Source organism: Ochrobactrum sp. RH2CCR150 (genome assembly GCA_014138095.1).
In the GTDB taxonomy this organism is placed as follows: Bacteria; Pseudomonadota; Alphaproteobacteria; order Rhizobiales; family Rhizobiaceae; genus Brucella; species Brucella gambitense.
Window position 1 is genome coordinate 137418 of the sequence record JACGXE010000007.1, and the last position, 26348, is coordinate 163765.

Sequence of the window (26348 nt, forward strand, 5' to 3'; positions counted from 1 at the left end):
TTCCTTAGGAAAACGCGACTACCAGTGGCCCGAGCAAGGTCAGGAACACGTTGGCAAGTGCATAGGTGATTGCGAATGGAGTGGTTGGTATCGAGTTACCGGCCTTATCCAGTATTTCGCCAAAGGCCGGGTTTGCGCTGCGCGAGCCAGAGAGCGCGCCCGCAAAGACGGCTACGTTGTCATATTTGAGAACATAGCGGCCAAACAGCATCGTGATGATGAGTGGGAGAATAGTCACCACAACGCCAATCAAGAAAATCGACAGGCCGCTGCTGACGATCGTCTGAACGGCTTGCAGCCCCGACTGAAGACCGACGACTGCCACGAAACCGGCGAGGCCGAGATCGCGCAGAAGCGTGGAAGCCGCAGTTGGCATGTTGCCGATAGCCATGTTGCGGCTGCGATACCAACCAAACAACAGACCGGATAAAAGGGCGCCGCCCCCGCTTCCCAGTGTCAGCGGAATGGAGCCAAGACGAATAACGGCAAGACCGATCAACAGACCGACGGCAATCCCCAAACCATGGAAGACAAAATCCGTCTTGTCGCTGACGACGATGACTGGCCCAATGGAGCTTGCAACGCGCTGCAAATCCTGATCCGTTCCGTAAAGCGAAACGACGTCACCGGCAGCAATGACGGTATCGGGCTTGAGTGGAAGCGGCTTATCGGCTCGCTTGACGCCAATCACGTAAATGCCGTGACGAAGTTCCGAGCTGATATGCTGCTTGATATCTGCGACCGACTTTCCGACGAATTCCGGCGCAGTAATCGTCACATCGCGGATGGCCACGATAACATCCATGCCATCCGATGATTGCAGTTCGGAGCCAACTTCATTGCCCAATGTGACAACGCCCGTGCGGCGTCCGACAATCAGCACAATGTCATTGGTTTCCAGCTTCAAATCCGGTGAAACGCCGATGATCTTGTTTGCGCGTTTGACACGCTCGACCGTGATGGAATTGTCGATAGAGGTCTTGGCCTCGATTTCGGCGACAGTTTTTCCGGCGGCCTTGTCCACCTGATATATACGCCCGACGAGGTCAGGCGCAGCTTCCTGTTCGTTAGGACCGAGCAACCGGATACCAGCCAAGAGCTCCGCTTCCGCCTTAATGGCATCGTCGCGTATGGTGCGTCCCATGAATTTCGGCAGCAAATTGACGCAAACGAGGATCGCGCCAAAAGACCCGAAAATATAGGTAACCGCGTAACCAACCGCGACATTGGCCTGTAATCGCTGAACTTCGTCAGCGGCAAGGCCAAGTTTCGAAATCGCCGAGCTGGCAGTGCCTATGATGGCTGACTGTGTCAGGCCTCCGGCGGCAATGCCAGCTGCAAGACCCTTGTCGAGGCCGAACATACGCGCCAGGACAACGACCGTCACCAACCCGCTGATGGCCAGCACTGCGGCCATTGCAATTTCGCGAAGAGATTGACGTCCAAGCGACCGAAAGAATTGCGGACCGCTTTCAAAACCGACGGCATAAATGAAAAGGGCGAAGAGCACTGCCTTCACCCCATTATCAATGTGAACGCCCACCTGGCTGATCACAACCGCCACAAGCAGCGAGCCAGCAACGCCGCCCAGCTGAAATTTCCCAAAATGTATTTTTCCCAGCGCGTAGCCGCCAGCCAGAGATAGAAACAACGCGATCTCCGGCGCCTGCTCAAATACGGACTGAAGCCACTGCATACTGCCCTCCAAGCCACAATCGGACAGATAAGGAGAGTAGGGCGCAGTTGCTTTAAGGCAAGAAAAGTCACCAAGAAAAATTAGAGTGCTATAAAATAAGCATTCGCCGTGGCTGATCCTGATACTTTCGCGAGACTAAGGGCAAAACGTTTCGCAAGCTCATCATCAGAATAACGCGCCCTGCCCCGAAATGAAGCAGTTGCACTATTTGTTGCATTACAACCCGTAAGGTCGATCAAGCCAACGGTCGCCAAGGCTACTCACATGCTTATACATAGCCACGATAGCTACTCGTTTATCTCCGGCACGACCAATTTGGTCAGCTTGTGCAGGGAATCCTGCCAGCCCAGATAGCAGGCCTCTGCAGGAATAATATCCGGCACACCTTCCTGTGTGATTGTTACTTCAGTCCCGACAGACACCGCTTTCAGAACAACCGTGACCTTCATCTCGCCCGGCAGGTTCGGATCGTCGAATTTGTCCGTGTAGACAAGACGTTCACCGGGCTCCAGTTCTAGATATGTCCCACCAAAGGCGTGACCATGGCCTGTCGTGAAATTGCGAAACGACATTTTGTGGCTGCCGCCAACTTTCCCATCCAGTTCATGAACAGTGCAAAGATATCCATAGGGTGGCAACCAGCTCGCTATTGCGTCTGGCTCGACAAACGCCCGAAAAATCTTTTCAGGCTTTGCAGCAATGACACGATGCAGACGAATTGTACTCGGCATGTTTTCCTCCCGTTGCTTGTTTACTGCCGCTCGTAGATGACGACATTCCCATGCTGATCATCCGCTACAGGAACCACATCAAGTCCATCCAGTCCGGCAGACAGGCATTCGCCGCTCTCAGCATTGAACGTCGCATCATGCGCCGTGCAGAGGAGACGCGCACCATCAGCTGAAAGTATCGCGTCTGATCGGTAGTTCAAGGGGAGATACTGGTGCGGGCAAGCGTTGACAAACCCGCGCACGACACCGTTGTGCCGGATGAGAAGAAGCGGGAACTCCTTCCCGTCACCACGCAAGACCATACATTTTGTATGCCCGTCGGCTATGTCCGCCGACGCGCATAGAACGGTGCCGTTCTGAGGTGCTCCGGAATACGAGCGCCACGCATCACTCATGCACGATTGCCAGCCAGTTGGCCGCTCTTAGCTGCCGGCTGCACATTGCCCAGGACCCCGCGCTGGATCTGATCTTCCTCAATAGACTCGAACAGGGCCTTGAAATTGCCCTCGCCAAAGCCGTCATCGCCCTTTCTTTGAATGAACTCAAAGAAGATCGGCCCGATAACGGTTTTTGAGAAAATCTGCAGAAGAATGCGTGTCTCGCCGCCGCCAAGAACGCCTTCGCCATCAATAAGAATGCCACGCTTTTTCAGCTTGTCGAGCGGCTCATTGTGGTCTTTGACACGCGCCTTGGACTTTTCATAATAAATGTCCGGAGGACCGGGCATGAATTCCAGCCCCTGCTCCGCAATTGCATCCGTGCCGTCATAAATATCGTTGCTGGCGATGGCTATATGCTGGATGCCTTCGCCCTTATACTCGCGAAGATATTCCTCGATCTGGCTATGATCATCCGCACTTTCATTGATCGGAATGCGGATTTTTCCATCAGGAGACGTCAATGCGCGGCTGGTCAGCCCGGTCATTTTCCCGGCGATGTCGAAATAGCGGATCTCACGGAAATTAAATGTGTCGTGGTAGAATTTGTACCAGGTGTTCATATTACCACGCACCACATTATGCGTGAGGTGGTCGAGATAGTAAAAGCCAAAGCCTTTCGGCTTCGGATCGACCTCGCCAAGCCATTCAAACTCCGCTGAATAGCACGAACCGTCATCGCCATAAGTGTCCACGAAGTAAAGCAGCGAGCCGCCGATGCCGATGACAGCGGGAACATCGAGCGACTTGCCGTCGCCGCGATATTCTTCGGCGCCAAGCTCCACTGCGCGGCGCAGCGCATGGCCTGCATCCACCACACGCCATGCCATTGCAGGCGCGCAAGGACCATGGTCTGCAACAAATGCAGCGGCATGGCTGTTTGGCTCACGGTTCAAGAGATAATTGATGTCGCCCTGACGGTAGAGAACAATGTCCTTCTTGCGGTGCTTGGCGACAGGATGAAAACCCATCTGCCGGAAGAGGATGTCAAGTTTTTCAGGCTCGGGATGCGCAAATTCAACAAACTCGAAACCATCCGTCCCGGCGGGGTTTGCGTCGTTGATTTCCGCTTTCGGCGCGTCGTGCGGATATGGTCCCATTTTGAATCCTCCTTATAGTGATTAGGATAGATTCTACGAGACGAATTACGCCAAGGGCTTGCAATATGGTGCAGTGTTGTGGAAGATTTGCACGAATTGTGAGCCATAGGGATATTCAATGCACGAAATTACCCTCGATTCCTTTGATCGTGCAATTCTGCAAACATTGCAGCGGGACGCGTCATTGACCAATGCCGAGCTATCCGAACTCGTCAATCTGTCACAATCCCAATGCTCGCGTCGCCGCACAAGGCTGGAGCAGGAAGGCATTATTCAAGGCTATTCTGCCCGTCTCAACGCAACCAAACTGGGTTATGGCCTGCGGGCTATCACACGCATCAATCTGTCGACACACAATGAACGTACCGATGAATCTTTTGTCAGCTTTCTCGCAAGACATGAAGAAGTGCGCGAAGCCTATTCGGTTTCTGGCGATGCGGATTATGTTCTGATCATCGTTGCCAAAGATCTGGCCGCCTTTGCTGATTTCATTCACCTCGTGCTGCTACCACATCCGCAGGTTGCCCGGGTACAGTCCGAAATCGCCTTGCGCACAATGAAATCAGAGAGCGGTCTGCCCATCGGCTAGACAAACCACACAGGCGGGCGTCGGAAATTGGCTGCTAGGCTTCACTTTCTATTCGCGTCAGCAAATCAAGCAGCAGAGGACGTAACCGGCGGATTTCTTCGCGATGGGTCAAGCTAAGTTCGGCCAGTATGCGGTCGGCTTCGTCGGTCAGGCCGAGTAGAGTTTGCCTTTTATCGTCCGTTCCCGGCAACCGCCTGAGAAGACCCAAAGCTTCAAGACGCGCAATCAATCCGCTGGCGCTGTGCGGCTTCAAAACCAGACGCTCCGCGACATAACCGACAGTGGCCTTGCCATCTGTTGATGCTCGAATGGCCAAAAGAGCCTGATGCTGCTGCGGTGTCAGATGATACTCGGCAGCCTTGGTTTCGCTGAAAGCCATAAAATTTCGCAATGAATAGCGAAAATCCGCCAGCACCGCATAATCGCTATCAGTCATTTTTCTCGAAGCCATTTTTACCTTCTTGAATTATATCGTAATACGATATATCTCGCTTCCGATCTCATCAAGCCCGGAGCGATTATGTCCACGCCTTCAGCCATACCAAATCTTCCAAGGTTGCGCGACCATACGACCGACCGCCGTATGTTGATGCTCGCGCTCGCGGCTGTTGTGGTTGGCACAGGTGGCGCGTTCGGGGCGTGGCTGCTGCTAAAGCTCATCGCCCTTTCGACCAATCTTTTCTGGTTCGGACGATTTTCATTCGCGAATTCTGAAATCATCGACAATCAACTGGGATGGCTGGCGCTTCTCATACCCGTTGTCGGCAGCCTCATTATTGGATTGATGGCGCGATATGGGTCGGAAAAAATCCGTGGGCACGGTATCCCGGAAGCCATCGAAGCAATCCTGTTTGGTGAAAGCCGTCTGTCGCTCAAGGTTGCGGTGCTGAAACCGCTGTCTTCTGCGATCTCCATTGGCAGCGGCGGCCCTTTCGGTGCCGAGGGACCGATCATCATGACAGGTGGCGCCATTGGCTCCTTGTTCGCCCAGCTTTTTGAACTGAGTGCAGCGGAGCGGAAAACCCTGCTTGTCTCTGGCGCCACTGCGGGCATGACTGCGATATTCGGCACGCCTATGGCGGCCATCCTGCTTGCATTGGAGGTATTGCTCTTCGAATGGAAGCCGCGCAGTTTCATACCTGTTGTCGTCGCCGTTCTGGTCTCAACTGCCTGGCGGCCTTTTCTCATCAGTTCAGGCCCGCTCTTCCCCTTTATGAGCCTCGACGCCAGCGGCGGAATGCCTCTTTTGTTTGCGCTGATCCTCGGTGCTATTGTCGGCATCCAAAGCGTGTTGCTCTCCACCGGCCTTTATCGCATTGAAGACATGTTTCACCGGCTGCCGGTTCACTGGATGTGGTGGCCAGCTCTTGGCGCCATTGCGGTCGGTATAGGTGGACTCATTGATCCGCATGTCCTTGGTGCGGGTTATGCCAGCATTCAGCAATTGCTGGATGGTTCAATGACCCTGAAGGCAATCGCATTGCTGCTGGTGGTCAAGGCCGCGGTCTGGCTGATCGCGCTTGGGTCTGGCACTTCCGGCGGCGTCCTTGCTCCGCTTCTTCTGCTTGGTGGCGCTCTGGGCGCTTTGATTGGTCAGTTCCTGCCCGGCGGCGCAGGTTTCTGGGCGATGATCGGCATGGCCGGTATATTGAGCGGCGCGATGAGGGCGCCACTGACAAGTGCGATCTTTGCAGTGGAGCTCACTGGCCATTTTGCCGCGCTGCCCGAGACAATTGCCGCTTCGGCCTCGGCCTATGCGGTCAGCGTGCTCATTCTCAATCGTTCAATTCTGACGGAGAAAATTGCACGTCGGGGACGGCATATATTGCAGGAATATTCGGTGGACCCGTTTGCGTTCCTGCAAGCCTCTCACGTGATGACGCCCAGCCCGGAATGCCTGTCGGGCAAGCAGTCGATTGACGACACAATTGCATTCTTCACCAAAGACGCACGCCACAGAGCCTATCCCGTTCTGGACGATGACGGGCGCTTGCTCGGTCTTGTTTCCAGATCGGAAGTTCTGCAATGGCAGGTGTCCGGCGCTCCTGTGGCCGCATCCCTTGCCGAAACGCTCTCCGACGCTTCACAGCCCACGGCCTTTACATCAACGCCACTTGGTGAAGTCGCCGATCTCATGGTTATGAGCGGTATTCCACGTATTCCTATACTCGACCCGCAATCACACAAGGTCGTTGGTCTGGTCTCGCGTCAGGACCTGCTTAAAGCGCGCATTCAGCACAGCAATGTCGAGATGGTTCGGAAACGCTGAGGACGGGAAACAGGCAACCGTTACCTGTAAATTTCAGGCTTATAGCGACTGCCCAAACGATAGCGATCACCAGCATAGATCAGCTTGTTGACGGTCGCGACTGTATCTCTGGTCCATGTGCGGCGGTCGAGATGAAGACACGCTGCATTGACCTCGATTTGCAACAAAGCGGCAATCTTTGCATCTGCAGTAACCGCTGAGATCACCTGTTCGACTTCCGTCATCGGTGTGCTCTTTTGCAAATAATCATAGGTCGTCATGATGCGGAAATCCTGCAATTCATAGTCCTGCACCAGTTGCGTATTGACGAAACGTTCCTCCAACTGCACAGGCACATCGTTTTCGAAATGCACGATGATTGAATGCGCGACAGGTATTGGGCTTTGCAGTTCAAAAGCGTTCAACAGTGCTGCGTCCGGCTGCACAACATCGAGCGCCACCACCTGAGCGCGATGCGTACCACCGCGCGCGACGATCTCATTGGCAATATTCACCACTTCGATCAATGTCGTTTCGGGCTTTGGTGGCGACACAAACGTCCCAACACCTTGAATGCGCTTCAATATGCCTTGATCGGTGAGTTCGCGCAGCGCGCGATTGACCGTCATGCGGGAGATCCCTAAAGCGTCGACAAGCTCATGTTCTGAAGGCAGGCGAAAATTGCCTGGCCAGCGACCAGACCTGATGTTTTCCAGAACCTGGGCTTTGACCTTTTCGTAAAGCGGCCCCGCTGTTTCAGGCAGCTCCATCGCTGAAGCGTGATCAGTATCCGACTTGCCGGCAGAGCCCATGATAAACTACGCTCCTATCCGTATGATCGTTTTCAGCCCCTCGGCCCGCCCCGCAATCAACCGGTCGTAAGCCTCCGGTACGTCATCAAGCGAGATCTCGCGATCAATCAGTTCGACTAAGGACGCTTCCAATTCTGGAAGCAAGGCTGCGACTTCCGCAAGCTCATCCTGATAGGCGTGGCAGCCGATCAGACTGATTTCACGCTCGACCAGAACATTCGGATCAAGCTCAATCTTGCCATGTGAAATCCCGACGAGCGCCAGAGAACCACCACCGGACAGAACATCGATTATCGCGTTCAAAACGGCGATATTGCCCGTCGCATCGATTGCATAACGCAAAGTCTTTCCCGAAAGGACCGCCTCCAGCGCAGTTTTGTTGAGTTGGACACTGGTGGCACCAGTCACCCTTGCAACCAGTTCTGCCCGCTGTTCATTACGGTCGCAGACCAGCACTTGCCCATCGTGCAACCTCGATAATAATAAAGCAACAAGCCCACCAATCGGTCCGCAACCGACAACCAGAACTGCCTCGCCTGACGGCACGCGCTGCTTGCGAATGGCGTGCAACGCAACCGAAAGCGGCTCGCCCATCGCGGCAACAACAGGGTTGATGTTTGCAGCATAAGGGACAAGCAACCGGGCAGGCAGCACAGTCTCCTCGGCAAAGCCGCCATCGCAGACCTCGCCGATAAATCCAAGGATGGAACAGACATTGTGCCGACCGCTCTTGCAAGCCGCGCACTCGCCGCACCAGTATCTGGAATCGGCAATCACCGTATCGCCCGGCTTGAACCCGCTGACACCGGCACCAATCTCGGTCACGACACCAGCAAATTCATGTCCCGCGACCGATGGCGAGCGGCTGATCCACTGTCCGGTAGCGAAATTGTGCAGGTCGGAACCGCAAATTCCAGCCGCTGACACTTTCAGCCGGACCCAGCCCAGCTCAAGTGCTGCTGGCGGGTCGATACTCTCGACTCGCAAATCCTTGGCCGCATAAAGCCGAACCGCTTTCATGGAACCCACCTTGTTCAGAGATAGTCTTTACGGATTTCCGAAACGGCATTCTCATGAGAAGAAAAGCCCTCATAACGGGCAAGCGTGCGGGCATGCTTGGCGAATTCCGGATAGGCGGAAGCCGTCACATAGCCGATAGAAGAGCGCTTCACGAAATCGGTCACCGAAAGCGGGCCATAGGTCCGAGCCCAGCGGCTGGTCGGCAGTACGGCATTCGGGCCAAGGCCAAAATTGCCAATGACGACCGGCGTATGCGGCCCCATGAGAATTTCAGCGGCCTCGGTAATGTGGCCAAGATGCGCAAACGGATCGGTCGAAAGAAGCTCCAGATGTTCCGGCGCATATTCGTTGATGAAGCGATAGCTTTCCTCGATTGACGACGTCAGAACGATACCGCCATATTTACCGGTCAGCACAGTCTTGGAGAAGCCGACGCGCTGTTCCGTCATGCGTGCCCAATGATCGGGCAGAGCGGCGAGTGCTTCCTCAACCACACGACGGCTATGCGTAACAAGCCATGCAGATGAATCCGGGCCGTGTTCGGCTTCGATCAAAAGGTCAAGCGCGGCAAGACCGCCCTTGACCGTATCATCGGCAAAAATCACCGCTTCGGAAGGACCTGCAGGCAATCCCGGATCGATGACGCCGCCAAGAAGGCGCTTTGCAGCGACAACCCACGGGCTGCCCGGGCCAACGATCTTGAGTGCAGGCTTCACGGTCTCTGTACCGTAAGCAACCGCCGCAACGGCCTGCGCGCCGCCGACTTTGTAGACCGTTTCCACACCGGCAAGACGTGCCGCAACAAGCGTGGCGGCATCAACCGAGCCATCTGGTGTCGGTGGAGTCACAATGGCCAGTTCCGGCACACCGGCAACGACAGCGGGAACGGCTGTCATCATGGTGACAGACGGAAATGCGCCCTTGCCGCGCGGAATATAAAGCGCAACAGAGCGGATTGGCGTAAAGCGGTCACCCGCAAAGGCGCCGGGGCGCATTTCCTTCAGCCACATCGCTTCCGGCTTCTGCTCTTCGTGAAAGTGACGGATATTGTCGATGCCAAACTGAATGGCTTCGATGACGTCTTTTTCAACCTTGTCGAACGCCGCGTCAAACTCCGCCTCGGTTGCCTTGATATTCGCCGGATCAACTTCAGCCTTGTCCAGATCGCGCGCAAACCGCACCAGTGCGGCGTCGCCTTCCGTGCGCACCGCTTCGATGATCGGCTTCACTTTCTCGACAAAGCCGGAAAGATCGGTTTCCGAACGCTTCAGAAGCTCCGCGCGTCCGGCATCGTCGAGCTTTGCCAGTTCGTGAAAGGTAACATCGGACATAGTCGGCTCCTTGCTTGCTGCAATGGGACGCAGCTGATCATTTCGATTTCAGGAAGATGTCGAGCCCGACCAGCCGGTCGAGCAGGAAAATGGCGAGTGCAGCACATGCGATGAAAACGACGGAAATCGCTGCAAGATCGGGGGTGATGATCGACCGGATCGAATTGTAAATCTGCACCGGCAAGGTGACGATCCGGGCATCAACCAGAAGCAGGCTCACCAGAAATTCGTTGAGTGCCAGAATGAACATCAGCAATGAACCGCTGATCACACCCGGCACCACCACGGGCAGTGTGACAAAGAAGAATGTCGATATAGGCCCTGCCCCGCAATTGGCGGCGGCCAGTTCAAGATCGGCATCGAGATTGGCAGCACTTGCCGTCACCGCCCAGATCATGAACGGGAGATTGATGACGCAGGCTGCAATCCCCACCGGCCAGAGCTGACCGAGAATACCCGCATGCCCGAAGATCAGCATCAAGCCGATACCCGAGCCGATCAGCGGGATCGTAAAGGGCAGCAGCAGATAGATCTGGATCGTCTTTTCAAAACGAACCGCATATTTGGCCAGAGCAATACCGGCGAGCGTCCCGATCGGAATGGCCGCGATGGTGCAGATGAAGGAGACGTAGAGCGAACGCAGGAATGCGTCCCACAGATCACTGGTACCGACGATCTTTTGATACCACTTCAGTGAAAACCCTTCCGGCGGAAAGGTGATCATATTGCCCGAGGTAAACGAAGCGCCGAGAACCACAATGGTCGGTGCCGAAAGCAGTATCAGCACGGCAATCACAAAGGTCCAGATAACGACAGACTTGGACAATGGAGCGGTCATTTGCGCGCCCTTCCCATGGCGAGCGTTCCCGCCCCGAACAGGGTGAAGACGATCCCGACAAGGATGGAGCCGACACCGACCAAAAGCAGCGCCAAAGTCGCCCCCAGTCCCTGATCTGACGTGCGGAAGAACTGGTCATAGATCGCGTTAGCGATAAAGTCCTGAGAGCCGCCGCCAAGAATTGCCGGAATGGCAAAGTCGGTGAGCGAAAGCGTCATAACCACCAGCCCCGCGCCAATCAGGCCGGGGCGTGCCATGGGTAGCACAACATGCGCAAATGTACGCAACCAGTTCGCACCGAGCGAACTTGCCGCCGCTTCCATTTCTTCTGGTATGGCCGTCAGTGCCGGGGCCAGCATCAGAACTGCAAATGGCAGCATATATTGCACAAGGCCGAACAGAACCGCGGGGTAGTTATAAAGCAGACGCAAGGGTGCGATGCCGACGAGACCGAGCGCCTCGTTCACCATGCCCTGATTACCCAGAATGATGAGCCATCCATAAGCGCGCACCACCTGCCCGATGAAAAACGGCAGGAAAAGCGCGATCAGCAGAAATTTACGTAGCGCCGCCGAAGGCGTTCTCACCATCAGATAAGCGTAAGGAAATGCCAGAACGAGTGTGAAAAAGGTCACGACGAGCGATCCCAGAAGACTGCGCCAGGCGACTGTCGCAAAAAGGGATTCCGTCAGGGCCCGCTTGTAGTTTGCAAGCGTATAATAGTCCGACATTAGGAATGTCGACGTGTCGAGCGTGCGCAAGCTGGCATCTGCGATCTGAATCAGACCCAGCACCAACAAGCCAACCAGAACAATTGCCGGAAGCAGCATCAGATAGGGAACAGCACGGTTGAACCGCGCGGGCCATAAAAAGGCTGCGATTGCTTCCAGCGCGTCCATGATGCGCCATGTCATGGGATAGGCAGTGCGTGCCGCTCGCATGTTTCAATTCCTGAATATTTGCCGTGAGATATCGGGCATCGGGATCGCCCTGTTGGGGCGACCCTTGTTGTTTGGAGAACTGGATCAGCCCTGCATGATCGCCTTGAACTTGGAGAACCATTCGCTTTCGTTCTCAACCTGTACCTTGGCCGAGATGCGGATGAGATGTTTGAAATCCTCTTCCGTCGTCGGATAAGCCGGGTCGTTCACCAGATCGGCGGGTGGCGTCAGACCCGGAACTACGCCGGGCAAACCAAGACCATCGAGCCACACCTGCTGTGCATCCTTGGTCAAGGCGAAGTTGACATATTCCTTGGCCCAGTAAAGCTCGTTTTCCGGCAGGCCCTTTGGAACCCAAAGACCATCCGTGTCGAACTTTGCGCCTTCTTCCGGAACGGTCCAGTCGATCTTGACGCCGTTCTTTTGCGCTTCGCGCGCATTGGTGGAGATGGTGCAGGCCAGATCGATTTCGCCCTTCTGGAACCACGTGGTGAAATCCGGATCTTCACCGAGAAGCGGCTGCTGCTGCTTCACCTTGGCGATGAAATCCCAGGCTGGCTGCATATTGGCCGGGATATCCTCGAGCTTGCCGCCGCCAGCAACCTGCGCCGGGAAGTGGAATCCGATGCCATCATTGTAAAGCGCGATGCGTCCCTTAAACTTCGGATCAAGCAGGGCATGCCACGACTTAGGCGGGCCGTCCGGGAACGCTTCCGGGCGATAGGCCAGCACATAGACATAGCCATAGGTATTGACGATCGGATAGCCGTCGAGGCCGACCGGCTTGGCAAGATCGGTAGTGTTCTTCAAGTTCGGCAGATCGGCCAGATCTTCCGTCACACCACGCAATGCCGACTTGGTCGCATTGGTCGTCGTATCCCAGTTGACGTGGATCGGCGGAACGCGCTTCTGCGCAACCGCAGCCCAAAGCTTCGGCTGGATCTCGTTATCCTCGGTCAGATCGTGGCGAATTGAAATGCCAGTCTTTGCTGTGAAGGGGTCGGAAACGCCCGCTTTCAGCGCGTCGACCCAGCTGCCACCCCAAGCGCGAACAATCAGTTCCTTTGGCTTCGCAGGCTCTTCTGCGAAGGCATGGGACAGGCCGAGTGAAGTCGTTCCGGCAGCAGCAGCAAGAGCGCCCGCGCTTTGCAGGAAGCGACGGCGGTCGAGTATCAAAAAGGGCTTCTTCAGAGCGCTCATTATGTTCTCTCCTCTAGGGTTTTGTCTATAATCAGGTGTTCAGTTCATGCTGCAAAAACGATGAGATCGCGGGCATTCCAGCCAATGGGAACAGTCGCGCCCTCTTCAAACTGGCTGTGTCCGACCGGATCGTGATCAAACACGCGCATCAAGGCGTTGCCCAGTGCCGGCACGCGCAATTCGTATACAATGCGCTCGCCTTCGAAAATCGCATCGGTCACCACACCTTCAAGCTTCGTATCAAGCCCTGCACCGCTTTCGGCATTGGAACCTATACGGATCTGTTCGGCGCGAATGGCACAAGAAACGGTATCGCCTGCTGCAACGGGCTTATGACCATCGACAGCCACACCAGCAAGCTTTGGCCCGGCATCGACCTGCACAACGCTGCCGTCCACGGCGGCAGCTTTACCGGTGATGAAGTTGGTGACGCCGATGAAGTTTGCGACAAAAGCATTGGACGGGTTACGATAGGTTTCCGACGGCCTCGCCATCTGTTGTATTTCGCCGCCATCCATAACGATGATCTCATCCGACACGACCAGTGCTTCACGCTGATCGTGCGTGACGTTGATGGTCGTGACGCCCAGTTCGCGCTGGATGCGGCGAAATTCAAGCTGCATTTCTTCACGAAGCTTGCGGTCAAGTGCGGCCAGCGGTTCATCCAGCAGCAGAAGATCAGGTTCAAATACAAGGGCGCGTGCAATCGCGACACGCTGCTGCTGACCGCCGGAAAGTTCATGAACACGCCTATTGCCCAATCCGCCAAGGCGAACCAGATCGAGATAGCGCTCAACCCTTTCAGGGATAGTGCGGGCATCAAATCGGCGCATCTTGAGTGGGAAGGCGACATTCTCCGCCGCCGTCATATGCGGAAACAGGGCGAGTTTCTGGAATACCATGCCAATCGAACGCTTGTGCGACGGGACTGCGCTGACAGCCTGACCGTTGATGAAGATCTCGCCGACACTCGGGCGTTGGAAGCCTGCGATAAGTCGCAGCAAAGTCGTTTTTCCCGAACCGGACGGCCCGAGAATAGTCAGGAAACGCCCCTGTTCGAGGTCAAAAGAAGCCGACCGAACGGCATGAAAGCCGTTATAGATCATGCTGACATTCTTTGCCGAGACGGCAGCCGATCCATTCTTGGTAGTAGGGCCAGTTCCGTTTTCGGTGGTTTTCATCGATGTTTCCCGTTTCATTCAGAAGCGTTCGAAAACGCCAGATAGAATTATCTCAAATTGTGCTCGAGGCTCCGAAACACTTAAATCGATGCCAGATAGCCGCCATCGATTGGAATAATCTGCCCCGTCACATAAGCCGAAGCTTTGCTCGCCAGAAATACAACTGCTCCGGCGACATCTTCCATCCGGCCAAACCGACCTTGCGGAATCTTGTCCAGCATGGATTTTTGCCACTCGTCATTCTCATAAAAGACGTCCGTCATCGACGTGCGGAAATAGCCGGGTGCGATACCGTTGACCCGAATGCCGTGCGGCGCCCATTCTGTTGCGAGCGCATGCGTCATGCCCATAAGGCCGGATTTCGACGAGCCATAAGGCGCTGCCGTCGGCACGCCGACATAGGAGGTGAGTGAACAAAGATTGATGATTGCGCCGCCGTTTTTGGCATCCGTCATGTGACGCGCGGCGGCCTGAGCGCAAAAGAATGCGCCCTTCAGATTGGTCGAGACAATGCGATCCCACAGCTCTTCGTCCACGTCGAGCGAAGGCCGTATTTCTTCATAACCGGCATTGTTGACGAGAATATCCAGACCGCCGAGTTTTGCGGCAGCTTGCTCAGTCACATCAGCGCAGGATTTAACATCGCGCACATCAAGCGAGAGCGGCACGCATGCGCGTCCAAGAGCGGCGATACGAGAAGCCGTTTCGGTCAGATCGTCGGACTTGCGCGCTGTTATGGAAACATCAGCTCCCGCCGATGCAAGTGCTTCGGCAATAGCCTGTCCCAGCCCCCGGCTTGCACCGGTGACCAACGCTTTACGCCCGCTGAGGTCGAAAAGCGATAAAACCTGCATCATATTCCCCTATGGACCTTGCCTGAACAAAACATCGCCAGAACTTCTAATCATTCTGCGAGCAATGTTTAGCAATTTTTTATGGTCTCCCCGACATAAAGCCATCTTTTTCGGAACTTGTCTATACATATATATACAAAATAGGAGTTTAGTCTTAGAACTCTCTTTATGAAGGACGCGCCACATCCAAGAGTGCGCCGTCAGAGGAGAACGCAAATGACCAAAGATGAAGCATCGCTCGGCAGTCTGATTCGTCCAGAAATATGGGCGCTTAGCCCCTATAATGCGGGACTGACCATTGCAGAAGTTGAAGGGCGATATCACCCGGCTCAGATCGCAAAGCTCGGTTCGAACGAAAACCCTTTAGGCCCATCCCCAAAAATCGAAGAGCTTTTTGCATCCGTGCATGATCTGCTGCGGCTCTATCCAGATCCCTCCGGTCGTGCTCTGGCGCTGGAGATAGCACGAGAATTTCAGTGGCCTGAAGATCAGGTCATTCTGGGCAATGGATCAGAAGATCTCATTGGGGTGATTTGCCGCTCTGTCCTTCGCGCCAACGATCGCGTCGTGACACTTTATCCCTCCTTCCCTTTGCATGAAGACTATTCAACCTTGATGGGCGCAACCGTCGAACGGGTCGAAGTCAAGCAATCACTGGAGGTGGATGTCGACGCATTGGTGGCAGCTGTCGCGAACGGCCCGCGCCTTGTCATGTTCGCAAATCCGCTCAATCCGGTAGGCAGTTGGCTTGATCCAGAGGCGCTGCAACGGGTTATAAAAGCCGTCTCGCCAGACACCTTGCTTGTACTGGATGAAGCCTATGCAGAATATGCCGCTGGCGATGACTATCCCTCTGCCATCGACCTGCTGCGCGATACCGATCTCAACTGGGTGGTGCTTCGGACATTCTCCAAGGCTTACGGGCTGGCAGGCGCGCGCCTTGGCTTTGGTCTGACAAGCAGCAGCGCCTTACGCGGATATCTCGACCGCGCACGCACGCCCTTCAATGCAAATGCGATTGCGCAGGCGACGGGATTGATTGCTCGCCGTGATACCGAACATCTCGCTACAGGCGTGACGCTTGCATTGCGTGAACGGGAACGGGTGGCTGAGTTTCTCACGACACGGAAAGTCCGGTTCGCCCCGTCGAAAGGCAACTTTCTGTTCATCGACGTGACGTCGGATTCTGTCACTTTTGCCGAAAAACTCTTACGAGACGGCGTTATCGTCAAGCCTTGGAAACAGCAAGGTTATACGAACTTCATTCGCGTCAGCATCGGCAGCCCTGACGAGAACGACCACTTCATGCGTGCATTTGACCGGATATTTCAGGTCAAATGATCTGGCTGCCACAATCCAAAACAACAAACACAATCTGAAAGCCAAACAGGCGCCCTGAATTCAGAGCGCCTGTTTGAGTAACTTCTCAGTTTAACTGTGAGAGACAGTGATACAAGGTTAGGCTTAAACTTATGCCTTGCCGAGACGCTTGCGCAATTCGGCATTCTCAGCGCGAAGTCTTGCAGCCAGTTCCTTGCGCAGCTTGAGGTTTTCGGCTTCCAGCGCCACAAGCGCCTTCAGATCATCGCCCTCAGATGACTTGGCAGTCACAGGTGCCGCAGTCTTTCCAGCAGCGTTTTTCCAGTTGTAATAGGTCTGTTCGCTGATGTCAGTCTGTTGCAATGCAGCTTTCAGCGTGGTCTCACTGCTCTTCAACGCCTTTGCAACAGAAGCGAGAATGGAAGCACGTTCAGCCGGAGAATATCTCTTTCTCGTGCCAGCTACCGGTGCGGCGACAGCCGTAGCCGTCTTGGTTACCTTTGCGGCTGGCGTTGCTGCCACAGGCTTGGGTTCTGCCTTTTTGCGCGGCGTACGCGTTTTAGGCTTAACAGCCCCAGCCTTCTTCACGAAGTAAGGCGCGAGATTGGCGCGAACACGATCCAGAACCGTCTCACCGGTCAGGTCAGGCTCAAAAGTCTTGCCGGTGATCTGTTCGTAAGCCTGGATATAGACCTTCGAAGTCTGTTCGATCAGATCAAACGGAATTTCCGGGATCGGATCCTTGTAAGGATCGCAACGCTCCGTGACCCAGGCGCGCACAAAATCCTTGTCAAAGCTTGCCGGACGGCTGCCCGCCGTGAAGCTCGCTTCATAGCTCTCGGCAATCCAGTAACGGCTTGAATCCGGTGTATGGATTTCATCGGCAAGAATGATGCGACCGTCAGCGTCTGTTCCAAACTCATATTTGGTGTCGACAAGGATCAGTCCGCGCTCAGCCGCACGCTCCTGTCCGCGCTCGAAAAGCGCCAGCGCATAACCCGACACGGTTTCCCACTGTTCTTTAGTCAGCAGTCCTTGTTCAAGAATTTCCTCACCGGACAGCGGCTCATCATGTCCGCCATCGAAAGCCTTGCTCGTCGGCGTGATGATCGGATGCGGCAGCTTCTCATTGTCCCTCAAACCATCCGGCAATGTGACGCCATACATCTGACGCTCGCCCTTGCGGTATTTCGTGAGGATCGACGTGCTCGTCGTTCCAGCCAGATAGCCACGAACAACCACTTCAACCGGCAGAATATTCAACCGTGTGCCGATGACGACATTCGGATCAGGATAGGCCAGAACATGGTTCGGGCAGATATCAGCCGTTTCCTCGAACCAATAAGACGCTGTCTGCGTCAAAACCTGACCTTTGAACGGGATCGACGTCAGGATAACATCGAATGCGCTCAAACGGTCGGTCGAGATGATGATGCGGCTGCCATCAGGCAGATCGTAATTCTCGCGAACCTTGCCGTTGTAGCGGTTCGGCAGTTCAGGGATATCGGCGCTGGGGAGAATGCGCAAAGTGCTCATTGGCAGAGGCTTCCGCTGTTGGTTCCGTCTGCCCTTCCGCTTAAACGCGCAAGTGCCCGCCCGTCAAGGATGAAGTCGCCCCGATGTAACCAACTCAGCACTTTGCTCCCGGCTGGGCTTGATCGCCCTGCATACGCTCACCCCAGTCACGCATACTGATCAATATGGGTGCCAGAGAGTGGCCAAGGCCCGTCAATTCATATTCCACCTTTGGTGGCACTTCCGGAAAAACAGTGCGGCTGATGATGCCGTCCGCTTCGAGTTCCCGAAGTTGCAAAGTCAGCATCCGTGGCGTGGCCGCCGGAACAAGTCTGCATAGCGCATTGAAGCGCAGCTTTCCCTTCAGCAAATGGAAGAGGATAACCGGCTTCCACACGCCGCCAATAACCGAAAGCGTTGCCTCCACCGCACAGCCTGTTTTGCTGACACTGCGACGCTTGCCGCGCGCCTTGATACCATCATCCATGATACTACATGCCAAATTTGTACGTACTTTTTCAAAGGTCAATATAGGCTTATTTGTTCTGGCATTAAAGGAGACAATGCCGTGCAAAGTTACATTCTGACCGGAAACGAAAATCCACGCCTGAAGCTGGTTGAAAAGCAGGATCGCAAGCCGGGTCGCGGAGAGATCACAGTCGATTTGCGTGCTGCATCGCTGAACTATCGCGATCTCATTGTCGCAAAGCGCACCAAAGACAGTATCCCCTTGTCTGATGGAGCGGGCGTCATATCGGCTGTCGGAGAAGGCGTAACTGATTACGCCATTGAGGATCGTGTGGTCATCGGCTTCATGCCTGAATGGGTGGAAGGTCCATTTTCTGAGACGAAAAAGGCTGCAAGCCTCGGCGGCAATACGGTCGATGGTGTGTTAAGCGAACGCATCGTCGTACCGGCAACCGGGGTCGTGCGTATACCGGACACGATGACATTTGAAGAAGCCTCAACGCTCCCCTGTGCAGGTGTCACGGCATGGTCAGCGCTTTTTGAAAGAAGACCAATCCAGCCCGGCGAGACCGTATTGCTCCTTGGCACGGGAGGTGTGGCGATTTTCGCCTTGCAACTTGCCAAAATGGCGGGCGCTCGCGTCATCATTACATCAAGTTCCGACGAAAAGTTGGAGCGGGCTGAAAAGCTCGGTGCTGACCACCTTATAAACTATCAAACACATCCCGATTGGGAAAATGAAGTGCTGCGGCTCACCGATAATGTGGGCGTTGATCTGGCCGTCGATCCGGCAGGGCCGGCCACGCTGAACAAGACCCTCAAGGCGACGCGCTTTGATGGACGCATATCGCTTATGGGCGTACTGACAGGGTTTAACGGCCCCATCGAAACCGCCGCGATTCTGGAAAAGCGGATTACCCTGCAGGGCATTTATGTCGGCCCGGTTTCTACGCTTGCATCCCTTGTTCGCAGCGGCGTCAAGCCGCAGATCGACAAGGTCTATCCGTTCAGCCAAGCCGAGGACGCCTATAATGCTCTCCAAGGTGCCGGACACTTCGGAAAACTGGTCATCAAAATCGGACAGTAAAGCCGCAGCCATCCGGGCCTGAATGGTCCGGGACCGATATTCGCCCCTATGCGAAGCACTCCGCATAGGGGCGAATTCTGCTTCGACTATTTCGCCGCTGCCTTGGCTCCGGCCTGCAGATCGGACAGATTGGCAACGATCCCAGCCGCTTCGGTCTGCAGAACATCCTTGGCGTTCTTGCGGGTCTTCTCAATGGCAATATCCGCGCTCAGGCTCCGCTCATTGGACTGAAGACCATCATCGGCGCTGCTGCTCAAACCATCATCGGACTTCTTGCGCGACTTCAGACGGTTTTCTTCCGCCGTCATTTCATTGCGGCGTTCCGTTTCATTGAGAGAAAGTTCGGTCTTTTCGCGCTGCGTCTTCAATACAGCGATATCTTCCACAAACTGCTGGAATTCAGGATCATCCTTTATGCGGGCATCATGAAGGCTCTGCAGCTGGGGCAACAAGGACTTGATATCGCCAAGGCGCTTGTATTTTGCCGGTTTCACTTCGCTCCACGGCAAGGCATTGTCGAAGCTCGACTCGCCAACGGTCTTGAGATCAAAAAGTCCGGGCAGGCTGATATCCGGCGTCACACCACGCAGCTGCGTCGTGCCTCCGTTCACACGGAAGAACTGGGCGATCGTCAGTTTCAGCTCACCGAATTTAGGTTCGGGATTATGCGCGACCTCGTCAAGATTGACCACCGTTTGCACGGTGCCTTTACCGAAGCTCGGTTCGCCGATAATCACGCCCCGGCCATAATCCTGGATCGCTGCGGCAAAGATTTCGGATGCGGATGCCGAACCGCGATTGATCAGCACGCCGAGCGGCCCTTGCCATGCAGGGGTCGGAAGATCGTCGCTTTCCACCTTGACCTTGCCGTCAGCGTTTCGCTGCTGAACCACAGGTCCCTTCCCGACAAAAAGACCGGTCAGCTCAATGGCTTCCGATAACGAGCCGCCGCCATTGTTACGAAGATCGAACAGGATGCCGTCGACCTTATCCTCTTTCAACTCGGTGATAAGCTTTGCGACATCGCGGCTGGCACTGCGATAATCCTTGTCACCTTTTCTCCGCGCTTCGATATCTTCATAGAAAGCGGGCAACGTGATAACGCCGATTTTGCGGGTAGCATTGCCGTCTTTGACATCGAGAACCGATTTCTGCGCAGCCTGCTTTTCAAGGCTGATCTTGTCGCGGACCAGACTGATAATCTGGTGCTTTGCGTCGGGTCCTGCATTGGCAGGCAGAATATCCAGACGCACCACAGAGCCCTTGGCGCCACGGATCAACTGCACCACTTCATCGAGGCGCTGGCCGACCACTTCCTTCATCAGCCCGGTTTCATCCTGGCCAACACCGGTAATACGATCACCGACTGCGATCTTGCCCGAGACCTGAGCCGGTCCACCGGCAACCAGTTCACGGATCGTGATGTAATCATCCCTCTCCTGCAGCACCGCGCCGATACCAACAAGAGAAAGCTTCATCGATATATCAAATTCGGCAGACGCACTTGCCCCGAAGTAATCCGTATGGGGATCAACCGAGGTCGTATAGGCCGCCATGAACATCTGGAAAACGTCGTCGCTTTTGTATTTGTAAATACGTTCCAGCGAGTTCTGATAGCGCTTTTCCAGCGTATCGCGGATGGAGACATCGTCTTTGCCTGCCAGCTTCAGGCGCAGCCAGTCATTCTTGACGCGCTTGCGCCAAAGATCCTTGCTTTCCTCGTCTGTCGCGGGCCACGGCGCCTTGTCACGCATAAGCGGATAGGTTTCCTGCTCACTGAAATCAAACTTCGTGTTGAGCAGACTGCGCGCATAGGTCATGCGGTCAGTAATGCGCTTTTCATACAGGTTGAAGATCGAAAACGGGATGCTCAGATTTTCCTGCTTGATCGCGTCGTCAATCTTGGACTTGTCGGCCATGAAGCCGTCAACGTCCGATTTAAGGAAGATCAGCCGATCCGGGTCCAGCGATTTGATAAACCGGTCCATGATCTTGGTGGACAGAGCATCGTTGAGCGGCACAGGCTTATAATGAAAACGCGTCAGAAATTCTGCGGTCAGGTGCGCAGCCTCAACCTGCTGCGGTTGCGGTTCGAGCGCCGGCGGTGAACCGGCCTCAAAGGCAAGTGCAGGAGAGACGGTTGCCAGGAAAAGGCAAAGAGAACCAAATTTTAGACGTTTCAAGAGTTGACCTGTTGTTCAGCGCGAAAATGTTCAGTTACAATCTATGTGGAGCAATTATGGTTTTTTGGCAACCGGACTTCGGCTGCTCAGGTCACGCAACCGAAGTCTTCCAAGTGAAAAGCGGTACCCGCGCTTTCGAAATGCATATGTAATCACTGTTTATTCTGGTGTTATCTTGCACTGGGTGACGGTCGCGACGCAGTCTTCAGTAACTCAGCAGATTGCGTTCATATTTCTGTGAGGCGGGCATCAGGCCAGACATCAGCGTATTCGCGTTACAAACGAACGTCGATCAGCATTGGGCCGTCTTTGGACAAGGCCGATTTCAGCACTGCTGCGAGGGCAGCATTGTCTGAAACCGACACGGCGTCGACACCAAAACCCCGGGCCAGAGAAACCCAGTCAAGCTCGGGCCTGTCAAGGCTCATCATATCCCGCGCCGTCTCACCCGGCTTTGCGCCAACTTTGGTATACTCACCGAGCAGGATCGCATAGGACCTATTGTTGAGGAGAAGCGTTGTGATCGGCAAGTTTTCGCGCGCCTGCGTCCACAGGCCTTGCAATGTATAGGCTGCGGAACCGTCTGCTTGCAGAGTGATCACGCGCCGATCGGGATCACCCATCGCTTGGGCGCCGATAGCTGCACCCGTAGCGAGTGGAATGCCGCCACCGATAGCGCCACCAGTGACAGCCAGCCAGTCGCATCGCGCAGCCAAGGGCATAACCGCCTCAAACCCACCGCCCGAAGTCAAAGCCTCGTTGATAACGATTGCACCTTCCGGCAACTGCGAGGCCACAATCCGGGCCAGGGCTTCCGGCGTAATCGGGCCGGATTGAGGACTACGCAACACTTCACTTTGAACGGGTACATCTATCGGGCTGGCTTCGATGCGCAAAGCCAGCGCCACAAGCGCACCATGGGCATCTTCGCCGGGCGTGCACAATGTCAGGACTTCCGCATCTTCTCGATGCGTGAGGCTGGGCAGTCCCGGATAGCGGAAAAATCCGACCGGCGGCGGGCATCCCACCAGAATAACAATGTCAAAAGGCTCAAGCGTGTGAACCGCATCTGCGACCGAATAAGGTACCGCTGACAGGTCCAGGCGTCCCCGTCCTTTGGGTTGTCGCGCAATCATCGGACTTCCCATCAATGTTGCGCCGCTCTTGACGGATATTCCATGAAGAACTGGATGTAGATCAGCGGCTACCCCTGCCGTGCCGAGCAGTAACAGCGCCTTCTTTCCTGAACCAAGCGCTTTGGCCACCTTATTGACGGCCTCGTCATCGAATGGCTCGGGATTTCCGGCTGTGTAATCCCGGGCGATCACACCGCCTTTGCTCCAGGATACATCCGCTGGAAGCACGAGCGATGCTATTTTGCCATTGTCGGACGATGCGGCAGCCAATCCCGCCAGTGCATCCTCACCAATCTTCGCCGGATCAGTCCCAAAGCGGACCCACTGCGACGTGCCGCCAACCAGTGCCTCGACATTCGCCGTCAACGGGCTGTCATAGGCGACGTGATCCGTCGCGTGATCGCCGACAATGTTCAGCATTCCGCTGCCCGCGCGTTTTGCATTATGGATATTGGCAATGCCATTCGCATAGCCGGGTCCACAATGAAGAAGTGTGACTGCTGGCCTCTGGGTCACACGATAATAGCCGTCGGCCATTCCGGTAACCGTATTCTCCTGCAGCCCCAGCACACAACGGATACCTGGAATGGTATCGAGCGCGGCAACAAAGTGCATTTCACTGGTACCGGGATTGGCAAAACACGTATCGACTTTCCCTTCAACGAGGGTATGCACGAGAGCTTCGGCTCCGGTTAAGCTATTATCGGTCATGTTTCCTCCAACCCCAGATTACAGTATCCCGCCACAAGCGTGGGGCTTAGGTCAAGCCCCAACTGCCTCTACTATGAGTGCGTCCACGGCGACGGCACTATCAGGCCCCACCATCAATGGATTGACGTCCAGTTCAAGCAGGGTCTCATGATGCTCGTCGGCATAGTTGGCGATTGCCATGATTGCATCCACAACTGCTTCGAGATCAGCCTTTGGTCGCCCGCGGAAACCGTCGAGCAGACTGAAGCTCTTCAGATTTTGCAGAGCGGATCTCACTTCATCCCGTTTGACCGGGAGAAGCAAGATGGCCGCATCCTTGAGCAGTTCTACCAGAATGCCACCCGCGCCGATTACCAGAACCTGACCGAATAGCGGATCTCGTTTGACGCCGACAATCAGTTCGGCAAGGGGCGCGGACTGCATCGGCTCAAGCAGAAAGCTTTCAAGCCTGATCGACGGATCGTGGCGTTCAACTGACGCGACCATCTTCCCGGCAGCGATAATCGCGTCAGCGCGCGACTTGATGTTCAGTGCAACGCCACCAACCTCGGTCTTATGTGCCAGCTTTTCATGCAGTACCTTCAACACGACCGGCTTTTCGAAATGTTCGGGGAGAGCGCTTATCTCTGAAAGGGACACGACACATCCCGCCGGTATGGGCAACCCAAAAGCGCTCAGCCGCCGTTTGGATTCTGCCTCATGCACAACCCTAGCATCAGCATCCAAAGACCTCTTTCCGGCTCGCGACGGCACCGGATTTCTCTCGCATCCGGTCGCAACGTCGTTTGCGATCATTCCGCAATACCCGGCCCACAAAGCAATAACGCGAGCCGCGTCATGCAAGCCGTTCAAAGGCACAATTCCCTGCTCGATGAGCATGGCAGCATCTTCCGGAGGGATGCTCTCAGTATTAACAGATGCGTGAAAGACCGGCTTGCCGGTTGCACGTCCCGCTGCAGCCAAAGCGCGATCCATTGCCTGATGAGCTGATTTGTCTTTGTAGGGTGATCCGACAGGCGGATAATCGATCACGAGAATTCCGGCATCGACTTCACCCTCGAGCATCGTTGTAAACATCGGAGTGAGCAATGGCTCGCTACCCCAGTAACCGGCTGTGAAATCGAGCGGATTGGAAACATGTCCGAAATCCGGCAACATCGGCTTGATCGTATCAACCTGATGCTTGTCGGGCTGAGGCAGTTTCAAGCCTGAGAACGAGCAGTAGTCCGCGGCAAGTCCGTTGTCGCCGCCCGAACTTGAGAACACCGTAACCCGATCGCCGCCCAAAGGCTCGCTGATCGAAGCGAGTTTCATCATCTCCAGGAACTGCGGAACCGTATCGGTTTCCAGCACGCCGAGTTTTTTGAACAGTGCTTCGTAATATTCATTTTGACCTGCCAGTGAGCTGGTATGGCTTGCCGCCATGACCGCGCCCAACTCCGACCGGCCAGACCTGTAGACAATCACCGGGATCTTCTTTGATCGTGCACGCAGACAGGCCCGTGAAAAGGCTTCCACATCGCGGATACCCTCCATAAACAGGCCAAGACAGGTGACATTGGAATCATCGATCAGGCAGTCAATATAGTCTTCAAAGCCGAGGACAGCCTGATTACCCGCGCTGATAAGGTAGGAATAAGGGACCGAACGGCTGTTGGACACCAGATGCCCTGTGACATTACCGCTTTGCGAGATAACGGCTGCACCGCGGCCGCCTTTGAGCCGCGGATAAAGAGCTGGCCAGATGCTGCCATGATTGACGTAGTTGACCAGGCCATAACAATTGGGACCAACCACAGCCATGTCACCAGACGCGTCAATGAACGCTTCGTGGCGTGCCATGCCCGCTTCGCCGATCTCGGAGAACCCAGAAGCATAGCAAACGACACCTCCGGCCTTAAGCGCTTCCAGTTGCCGCAACGCGACAATCGTGGCGTCGGCATTCACAGCCAGAAAGACCGCATCGGGAGAGGCCGGCAGATCGGCAATCGATGCGACACATGGATATCCTGCAATCTCGTTGCGCTTTGGATTGACCACGTAAACTTCGCCTGCAAAGTCCTGCTCGCGCAAGGTTTTCAGAGTCGATTCAACCTGACCACCCCCAATGAAAGCCATGGTCTTTGGCGCCAGCAATCGCCTGAAATTTTCTCGCAACGCTGGGCGCACGAATCCATCCTGCGCAAGCGCATGGGTCTTTAGCATTCTTTCCTCCCGTGAACGCTCCCCTATCGCCTCCGCGACATATCAGTGACCGTCGGATTGGTTGGGATAGGTATTAAATCTCTTTGGCAAAGGCGCTGATGTTGGAAACTCATCCACCCCGAAGTCCGGCCTCAATAGATAGTCCTCCGGCTTCTCACCGAACAGACCACAAAGCCATCTGCGAAGAATGATGCAGCATTCCTCATCCGTGTAGGCCTGTTCCATCACACGACCAAGCCACAAGCCATCCGCCAGTTGGGTCAGTGTGATGGCTTCCAGCCGCACATCAATCTCCATACCCTTGTCATGGGCGACCGCCAGCAGCCGACGCTCGATAAACGACCGGTACTTGCCCCACAGACTGCGATGGAGTGCGAGTATCTCAGGCACCACCCAGGCTGCGCTCATGTAATGGATCAGCAGTGGATGATACCCGATATCGCGAAGAAACGGGCCAGATGCGGCAAAAATCAGCCGTTGGAAATTGCCAGTGGTGGTCGAGGTCATCAGATGACGATAAAAATCATCCGCATTTTGAAGATAATAGCGATGAGCAGCCGTCAGCAAATCCTCTTTGCTGGCAAAGTAATGATTGATCAGTCCGCGCGAGAACCCGGATTCATCGCTGATCGTATTAATCGTCGAATTCAGATATCCGTTCTTGATGATCGAATTCAACGCAGCAATGATCAGCTCCTGCTTCCTGATTTCATTCGTCTGCCGTGGTTTGCTCTGTCTTCTCATC

At 55.0% G+C, this 26348-nt stretch carries 23 protein-coding genes and 1 pseudogene; 4 read left to right on the forward strand and 20 right to left on the reverse strand.

Annotated elements, in window-relative coordinates; translation table 11 throughout:
• Nucleotides 1-4: 4 nt before the first annotated feature.
• The 4 genes from aspT to hppD all read right to left on the reverse strand — a co-directional run bounded on the left by aspT (nucleotide 5) and on the right by hppD (nucleotide 3964).
• A complete protein-coding gene (aspT, locus tag FHW03_RS15915; RefSeq protein ID WP_182521519.1) occupies nucleotides 5-1696 on the reverse strand; it encodes an aspartate-alanine antiporter in 1692 nt (563 codons plus the stop codon).
• Between the two features lie 287 nt (nucleotides 1697-1983).
• Nucleotides 1984-2427, reverse strand: a complete 444-nt coding sequence (locus tag FHW03_RS15920; RefSeq protein ID WP_182521520.1) for an SRPBCC family protein — start codon at nucleotides 2425-2427, stop codon at nucleotides 1984-1986.
• A gap of 20 nt (nucleotides 2428-2447) precedes the next feature.
• Nucleotides 2448-2822, reverse strand: a complete 375-nt coding sequence (locus tag FHW03_RS15925; RefSeq protein ID WP_182521521.1) for a Rieske 2Fe-2S domain-containing protein — start codon at nucleotides 2820-2822, stop codon at nucleotides 2448-2450.
• Nucleotides 2819-3964, reverse strand: coding sequence for a 4-hydroxyphenylpyruvate dioxygenase (gene hppD / locus FHW03_RS15930; RefSeq protein ID WP_182521522.1), 1146 nt, complete (start codon nucleotides 3962-3964; stop codon nucleotides 2819-2821). The genes FHW03_RS15925 and hppD overlap by 4 nt, the downstream gene beginning before the upstream one ends.
• Before the next feature lie 118 nt (nucleotides 3965-4082).
• On the opposite strand from hppD, the gene FHW03_RS15935 reads away from it, so the two are divergent.
• Nucleotides 4083-4553 (forward strand): Lrp/AsnC family transcriptional regulator, encoded by a 471-nt coding sequence (locus FHW03_RS15935; RefSeq protein WP_182521523.1) that lies wholly within the window; start codon nucleotides 4083-4085, stop codon nucleotides 4551-4553.
• Nucleotides 4554-4587: 34 nt separating this feature from the next.
• Here FHW03_RS15935 and FHW03_RS15940 read toward each other — a convergent pair whose 3' ends face one another.
• Nucleotides 4588-5004, reverse strand: coding sequence for a MarR family winged helix-turn-helix transcriptional regulator (locus tag FHW03_RS15940; RefSeq protein ID WP_377514989.1), 417 nt, complete (start codon nucleotides 5002-5004; stop codon nucleotides 4588-4590).
• Between the two features lie 69 nt (nucleotides 5005-5073).
• Between FHW03_RS15940 and FHW03_RS15945 the strand changes: the two genes are divergently transcribed.
• Complete coding sequence (locus FHW03_RS15945; RefSeq protein ID WP_210277295.1) at nucleotides 5074-6822, forward strand: chloride channel protein; 1749 nt, start codon at nucleotides 5074-5076, stop codon at nucleotides 6820-6822.
• Nucleotides 6823-6842: 20 nt separating this feature from the next.
• On the opposite strand, the gene hutC is transcribed toward FHW03_RS15945, so the two are convergent.
• From hutC to FHW03_RS15985, 8 genes are all read right to left on the reverse strand, one after another.
• Nucleotides 6843-7613, reverse strand: a complete 771-nt coding sequence (gene hutC, locus FHW03_RS15950) for a histidine utilization repressor (protein ID WP_182521524.1) — start codon at nucleotides 7611-7613, stop codon at nucleotides 6843-6845.
• A 6-nt stretch (nucleotides 7614-7619) separates the two neighbouring features.
• Nucleotides 7620-8633, reverse strand: a complete 1014-nt coding sequence (locus FHW03_RS15955) for an alcohol dehydrogenase catalytic domain-containing protein (RefSeq protein ID WP_182521525.1) — start codon at nucleotides 8631-8633, stop codon at nucleotides 7620-7622.
• A gap of 14 nt (nucleotides 8634-8647) precedes the next feature.
• Complete coding sequence (gene hisD / locus FHW03_RS15960; protein ID WP_182521526.1) at nucleotides 8648-9964, reverse strand: histidinol dehydrogenase; 1317 nt, start codon at nucleotides 9962-9964, stop codon at nucleotides 8648-8650.
• A 37-nt stretch (nucleotides 9965-10001) separates the two neighbouring features.
• Nucleotides 10002-10802 carry an ABC transporter permease gene (locus tag FHW03_RS15965; protein WP_182521527.1) on the reverse strand — a complete coding sequence of 267 codons (801 nt, stop codon included), beginning with the start codon at nucleotides 10800-10802 and terminating at the stop codon, nucleotides 10002-10004.
• Nucleotides 10799-11743 carry an ABC transporter permease gene (locus FHW03_RS15970; protein ID WP_182521528.1) on the reverse strand — a complete coding sequence of 315 codons (945 nt, stop codon included), beginning with the start codon at nucleotides 11741-11743 and terminating at the stop codon, nucleotides 10799-10801. Before FHW03_RS15970 ends, FHW03_RS15965 begins: the two co-directional genes overlap by 4 nt.
• A gap of 84 nt (nucleotides 11744-11827) precedes the next feature.
• On the reverse strand, nucleotides 11828-12943 hold the full coding sequence (locus FHW03_RS15975) for a PotD/PotF family extracellular solute-binding protein (RefSeq protein ID WP_182521529.1): 1116 nt from the start codon (nucleotides 12941-12943) through the stop codon (nucleotides 11828-11830).
• 44 nt (nucleotides 12944-12987) lie between these two features.
• Entirely contained in the window at nucleotides 12988-14124 is a 1137-nt protein-coding gene (locus FHW03_RS15980; protein WP_182521530.1) for an ABC transporter ATP-binding protein, read from the reverse strand.
• An 80-nt stretch (nucleotides 14125-14204) separates the two neighbouring features.
• Nucleotides 14205-14978 (reverse strand): glucose 1-dehydrogenase, encoded by a 774-nt coding sequence (locus tag FHW03_RS15985; RefSeq protein ID WP_182521612.1) that lies wholly within the window; start codon nucleotides 14976-14978, stop codon nucleotides 14205-14207.
• Between the two features lie 216 nt (nucleotides 14979-15194).
• On the opposite strand from FHW03_RS15985, the gene FHW03_RS15990 reads away from it, so the two are divergent.
• The gene (locus FHW03_RS15990; protein WP_182521531.1) at nucleotides 15195-16319 is read left to right on the forward strand and encodes a histidinol-phosphate transaminase; all 1125 of its coding nucleotides are present in this window, start codon (nucleotides 15195-15197) and stop codon (nucleotides 16317-16319) included.
• 129 nt (nucleotides 16320-16448) lie between these two features.
• Here FHW03_RS15990 and FHW03_RS26075 read toward each other — a convergent pair whose 3' ends face one another.
• The 3 genes and pseudogenes from FHW03_RS26075 to FHW03_RS16000 form a co-directional block, all read right to left on the reverse strand.
• Nucleotides 16449-16886, reverse strand: coding sequence for a transposase (locus tag FHW03_RS26075; RefSeq protein ID WP_377515021.1), 438 nt, complete (start codon nucleotides 16884-16886; stop codon nucleotides 16449-16451).
• Nucleotides 16887-17825: pseudogene (locus FHW03_RS15995) on the reverse strand (phosphoribosylaminoimidazolesuccinocarboxamide synthase); the annotation flags it as partial.
• Nucleotides 17826-17928: 103 nt separating this feature from the next.
• Complete coding sequence (locus FHW03_RS16000; protein ID WP_182521533.1) at nucleotides 17929-18300, reverse strand: helix-turn-helix domain-containing protein; 372 nt, start codon at nucleotides 18298-18300, stop codon at nucleotides 17929-17931.
• An 81-nt stretch (nucleotides 18301-18381) separates the two neighbouring features.
• On the opposite strand from FHW03_RS16000, the gene FHW03_RS16005 reads away from it, so the two are divergent.
• Nucleotides 18382-19368: an NAD(P)-dependent alcohol dehydrogenase gene (locus tag FHW03_RS16005; protein WP_210277296.1), complete on the forward strand. Its 987-nt coding sequence runs from the start codon at nucleotides 18382-18384 to the stop codon at nucleotides 19366-19368.
• An 86-nt stretch (nucleotides 19369-19454) separates the two neighbouring features.
• Here FHW03_RS16005 and FHW03_RS16010 read toward each other — a convergent pair whose 3' ends face one another.
• The 4 genes from FHW03_RS16010 to FHW03_RS16025 all read right to left on the reverse strand — a co-directional run bounded on the left by FHW03_RS16010 (nucleotide 19455) and on the right by FHW03_RS16025 (nucleotide 26347).
• Nucleotides 19455-21551 (reverse strand): carboxy terminal-processing peptidase, encoded by a 2097-nt coding sequence (locus FHW03_RS16010; protein WP_182521535.1) that lies wholly within the window; start codon nucleotides 21549-21551, stop codon nucleotides 19455-19457.
• A gap of 275 nt (nucleotides 21552-21826) precedes the next feature.
• Nucleotides 21827-23398 carry an acetolactate synthase large subunit gene (locus tag FHW03_RS16015; RefSeq protein ID WP_182521536.1) on the reverse strand — a complete coding sequence of 524 codons (1572 nt, stop codon included), beginning with the start codon at nucleotides 23396-23398 and terminating at the stop codon, nucleotides 21827-21829.
• A 51-nt stretch (nucleotides 23399-23449) separates the two neighbouring features.
• Nucleotides 23450-25603, reverse strand: coding sequence for an acetate--CoA ligase family protein (locus tag FHW03_RS16020; RefSeq protein ID WP_377514994.1), 2154 nt, complete (start codon nucleotides 25601-25603; stop codon nucleotides 23450-23452).
• Nucleotides 25604-25645: 42 nt separating this feature from the next.
• On the reverse strand, nucleotides 25646-26347 hold the full coding sequence (locus tag FHW03_RS16025) for a TetR/AcrR family transcriptional regulator (protein ID WP_182521537.1): 702 nt from the start codon (nucleotides 26345-26347) through the stop codon (nucleotides 25646-25648).
• Nucleotide 26348 lies beyond the last annotated feature (1 nt).

Bases quoted from the DNA above. Each gene is read 5' to 3' on its own strand.
- aspT (WP_182521519.1), bottom strand. From the start codon at position 1,696: ATGCAGTGGCTTCAGTCCGTATTTGAGCAGGCGCCGGAGATCGCGTTG.
- FHW03_RS15920 (WP_182521520.1), bottom strand. From the start codon at position 2,427: ATGCCGAGTACAATTCGTCTGCATCGTGTCATTGCTGCAAAGCCTGAA.
- FHW03_RS15925 (WP_182521521.1), bottom strand. From the start codon at position 2,822: ATGAGTGATGCGTGGCGCTCGTATTCCGGAGCACCTCAGAACGGCACC.
- hppD (WP_182521522.1), bottom strand. From the start codon at position 3,964: ATGGGACCATATCCGCACGACGCGCCGAAAGCGGAAATCAACGACGCA.
- FHW03_RS15935 (WP_182521523.1), top strand. From the start codon at position 4,083: ATGCACGAAATTACCCTCGATTCCTTTGATCGTGCAATTCTGCAAACA.
- FHW03_RS15940 (WP_377514989.1), bottom strand. From the start codon at position 5,004: ATGGCTTCGAGAAAAATGACTGATAGCGATTATGCGGTGCTGGCGGAT.
- FHW03_RS15945 (WP_210277295.1), top strand. From the start codon at position 5,074: ATGTCCACGCCTTCAGCCATACCAAATCTTCCAAGGTTGCGCGACCAT.
- hutC (WP_182521524.1), bottom strand. From the start codon at position 7,613: ATGGGCTCTGCCGGCAAGTCGGATACTGATCACGCTTCAGCGATGGAG.
- FHW03_RS15955 (WP_182521525.1), bottom strand. From the start codon at position 8,633: ATGAAAGCGGTTCGGCTTTATGCGGCCAAGGATTTGCGAGTCGAGAGT.
- hisD (WP_182521526.1), bottom strand. From the start codon at position 9,964: ATGTCCGATGTTACCTTTCACGAACTGGCAAAGCTCGACGATGCCGGA.
- FHW03_RS15965 (WP_182521527.1), bottom strand. From the start codon at position 10,802: ATGACCGCTCCATTGTCCAAGTCTGTCGTTATCTGGACCTTTGTGATT.
- FHW03_RS15970 (WP_182521528.1), bottom strand. From the start codon at position 11,743: ATGCGAGCGGCACGCACTGCCTATCCCATGACATGGCGCATCATGGAC.
- FHW03_RS15975 (WP_182521529.1), bottom strand. From the start codon at position 12,943: ATGAGCGCTCTGAAGAAGCCCTTTTTGATACTCGACCGCCGTCGCTTC.
- FHW03_RS15980 (WP_182521530.1), bottom strand. From the start codon at position 14,124: ATGAAAACCACCGAAAACGGAACTGGCCCTACTACCAAGAATGGATCG.
- FHW03_RS15985 (WP_182521612.1), bottom strand. From the start codon at position 14,978: ATGCAGGTTTTATCGCTTTTCGACCTCAGCGGGCGTAAAGCGTTGGTC.
- FHW03_RS15990 (WP_182521531.1), top strand. From the start codon at position 15,195: ATGACCAAAGATGAAGCATCGCTCGGCAGTCTGATTCGTCCAGAAATA.
- FHW03_RS16000 (WP_182521533.1), bottom strand. From the start codon at position 18,300: ATGGATGATGGTATCAAGGCGCGCGGCAAGCGTCGCAGTGTCAGCAAA.
- FHW03_RS16015 (WP_182521536.1), bottom strand. From the start codon at position 23,398: ATGACCGATAATAGCTTAACCGGAGCCGAAGCTCTCGTGCATACCCTC.
- FHW03_RS16020 (WP_377514994.1), bottom strand. From the start codon at position 25,603: ATGCTAAAGACCCATGCGCTTGCGCAGGATGGATTCGTGCGCCCAGCG.
- FHW03_RS16025 (WP_182521537.1), bottom strand. From the start codon at position 26,347: ATGAGAAGACAGAGCAAACCACGGCAGACGAATGAAATCAGGAAGCAG.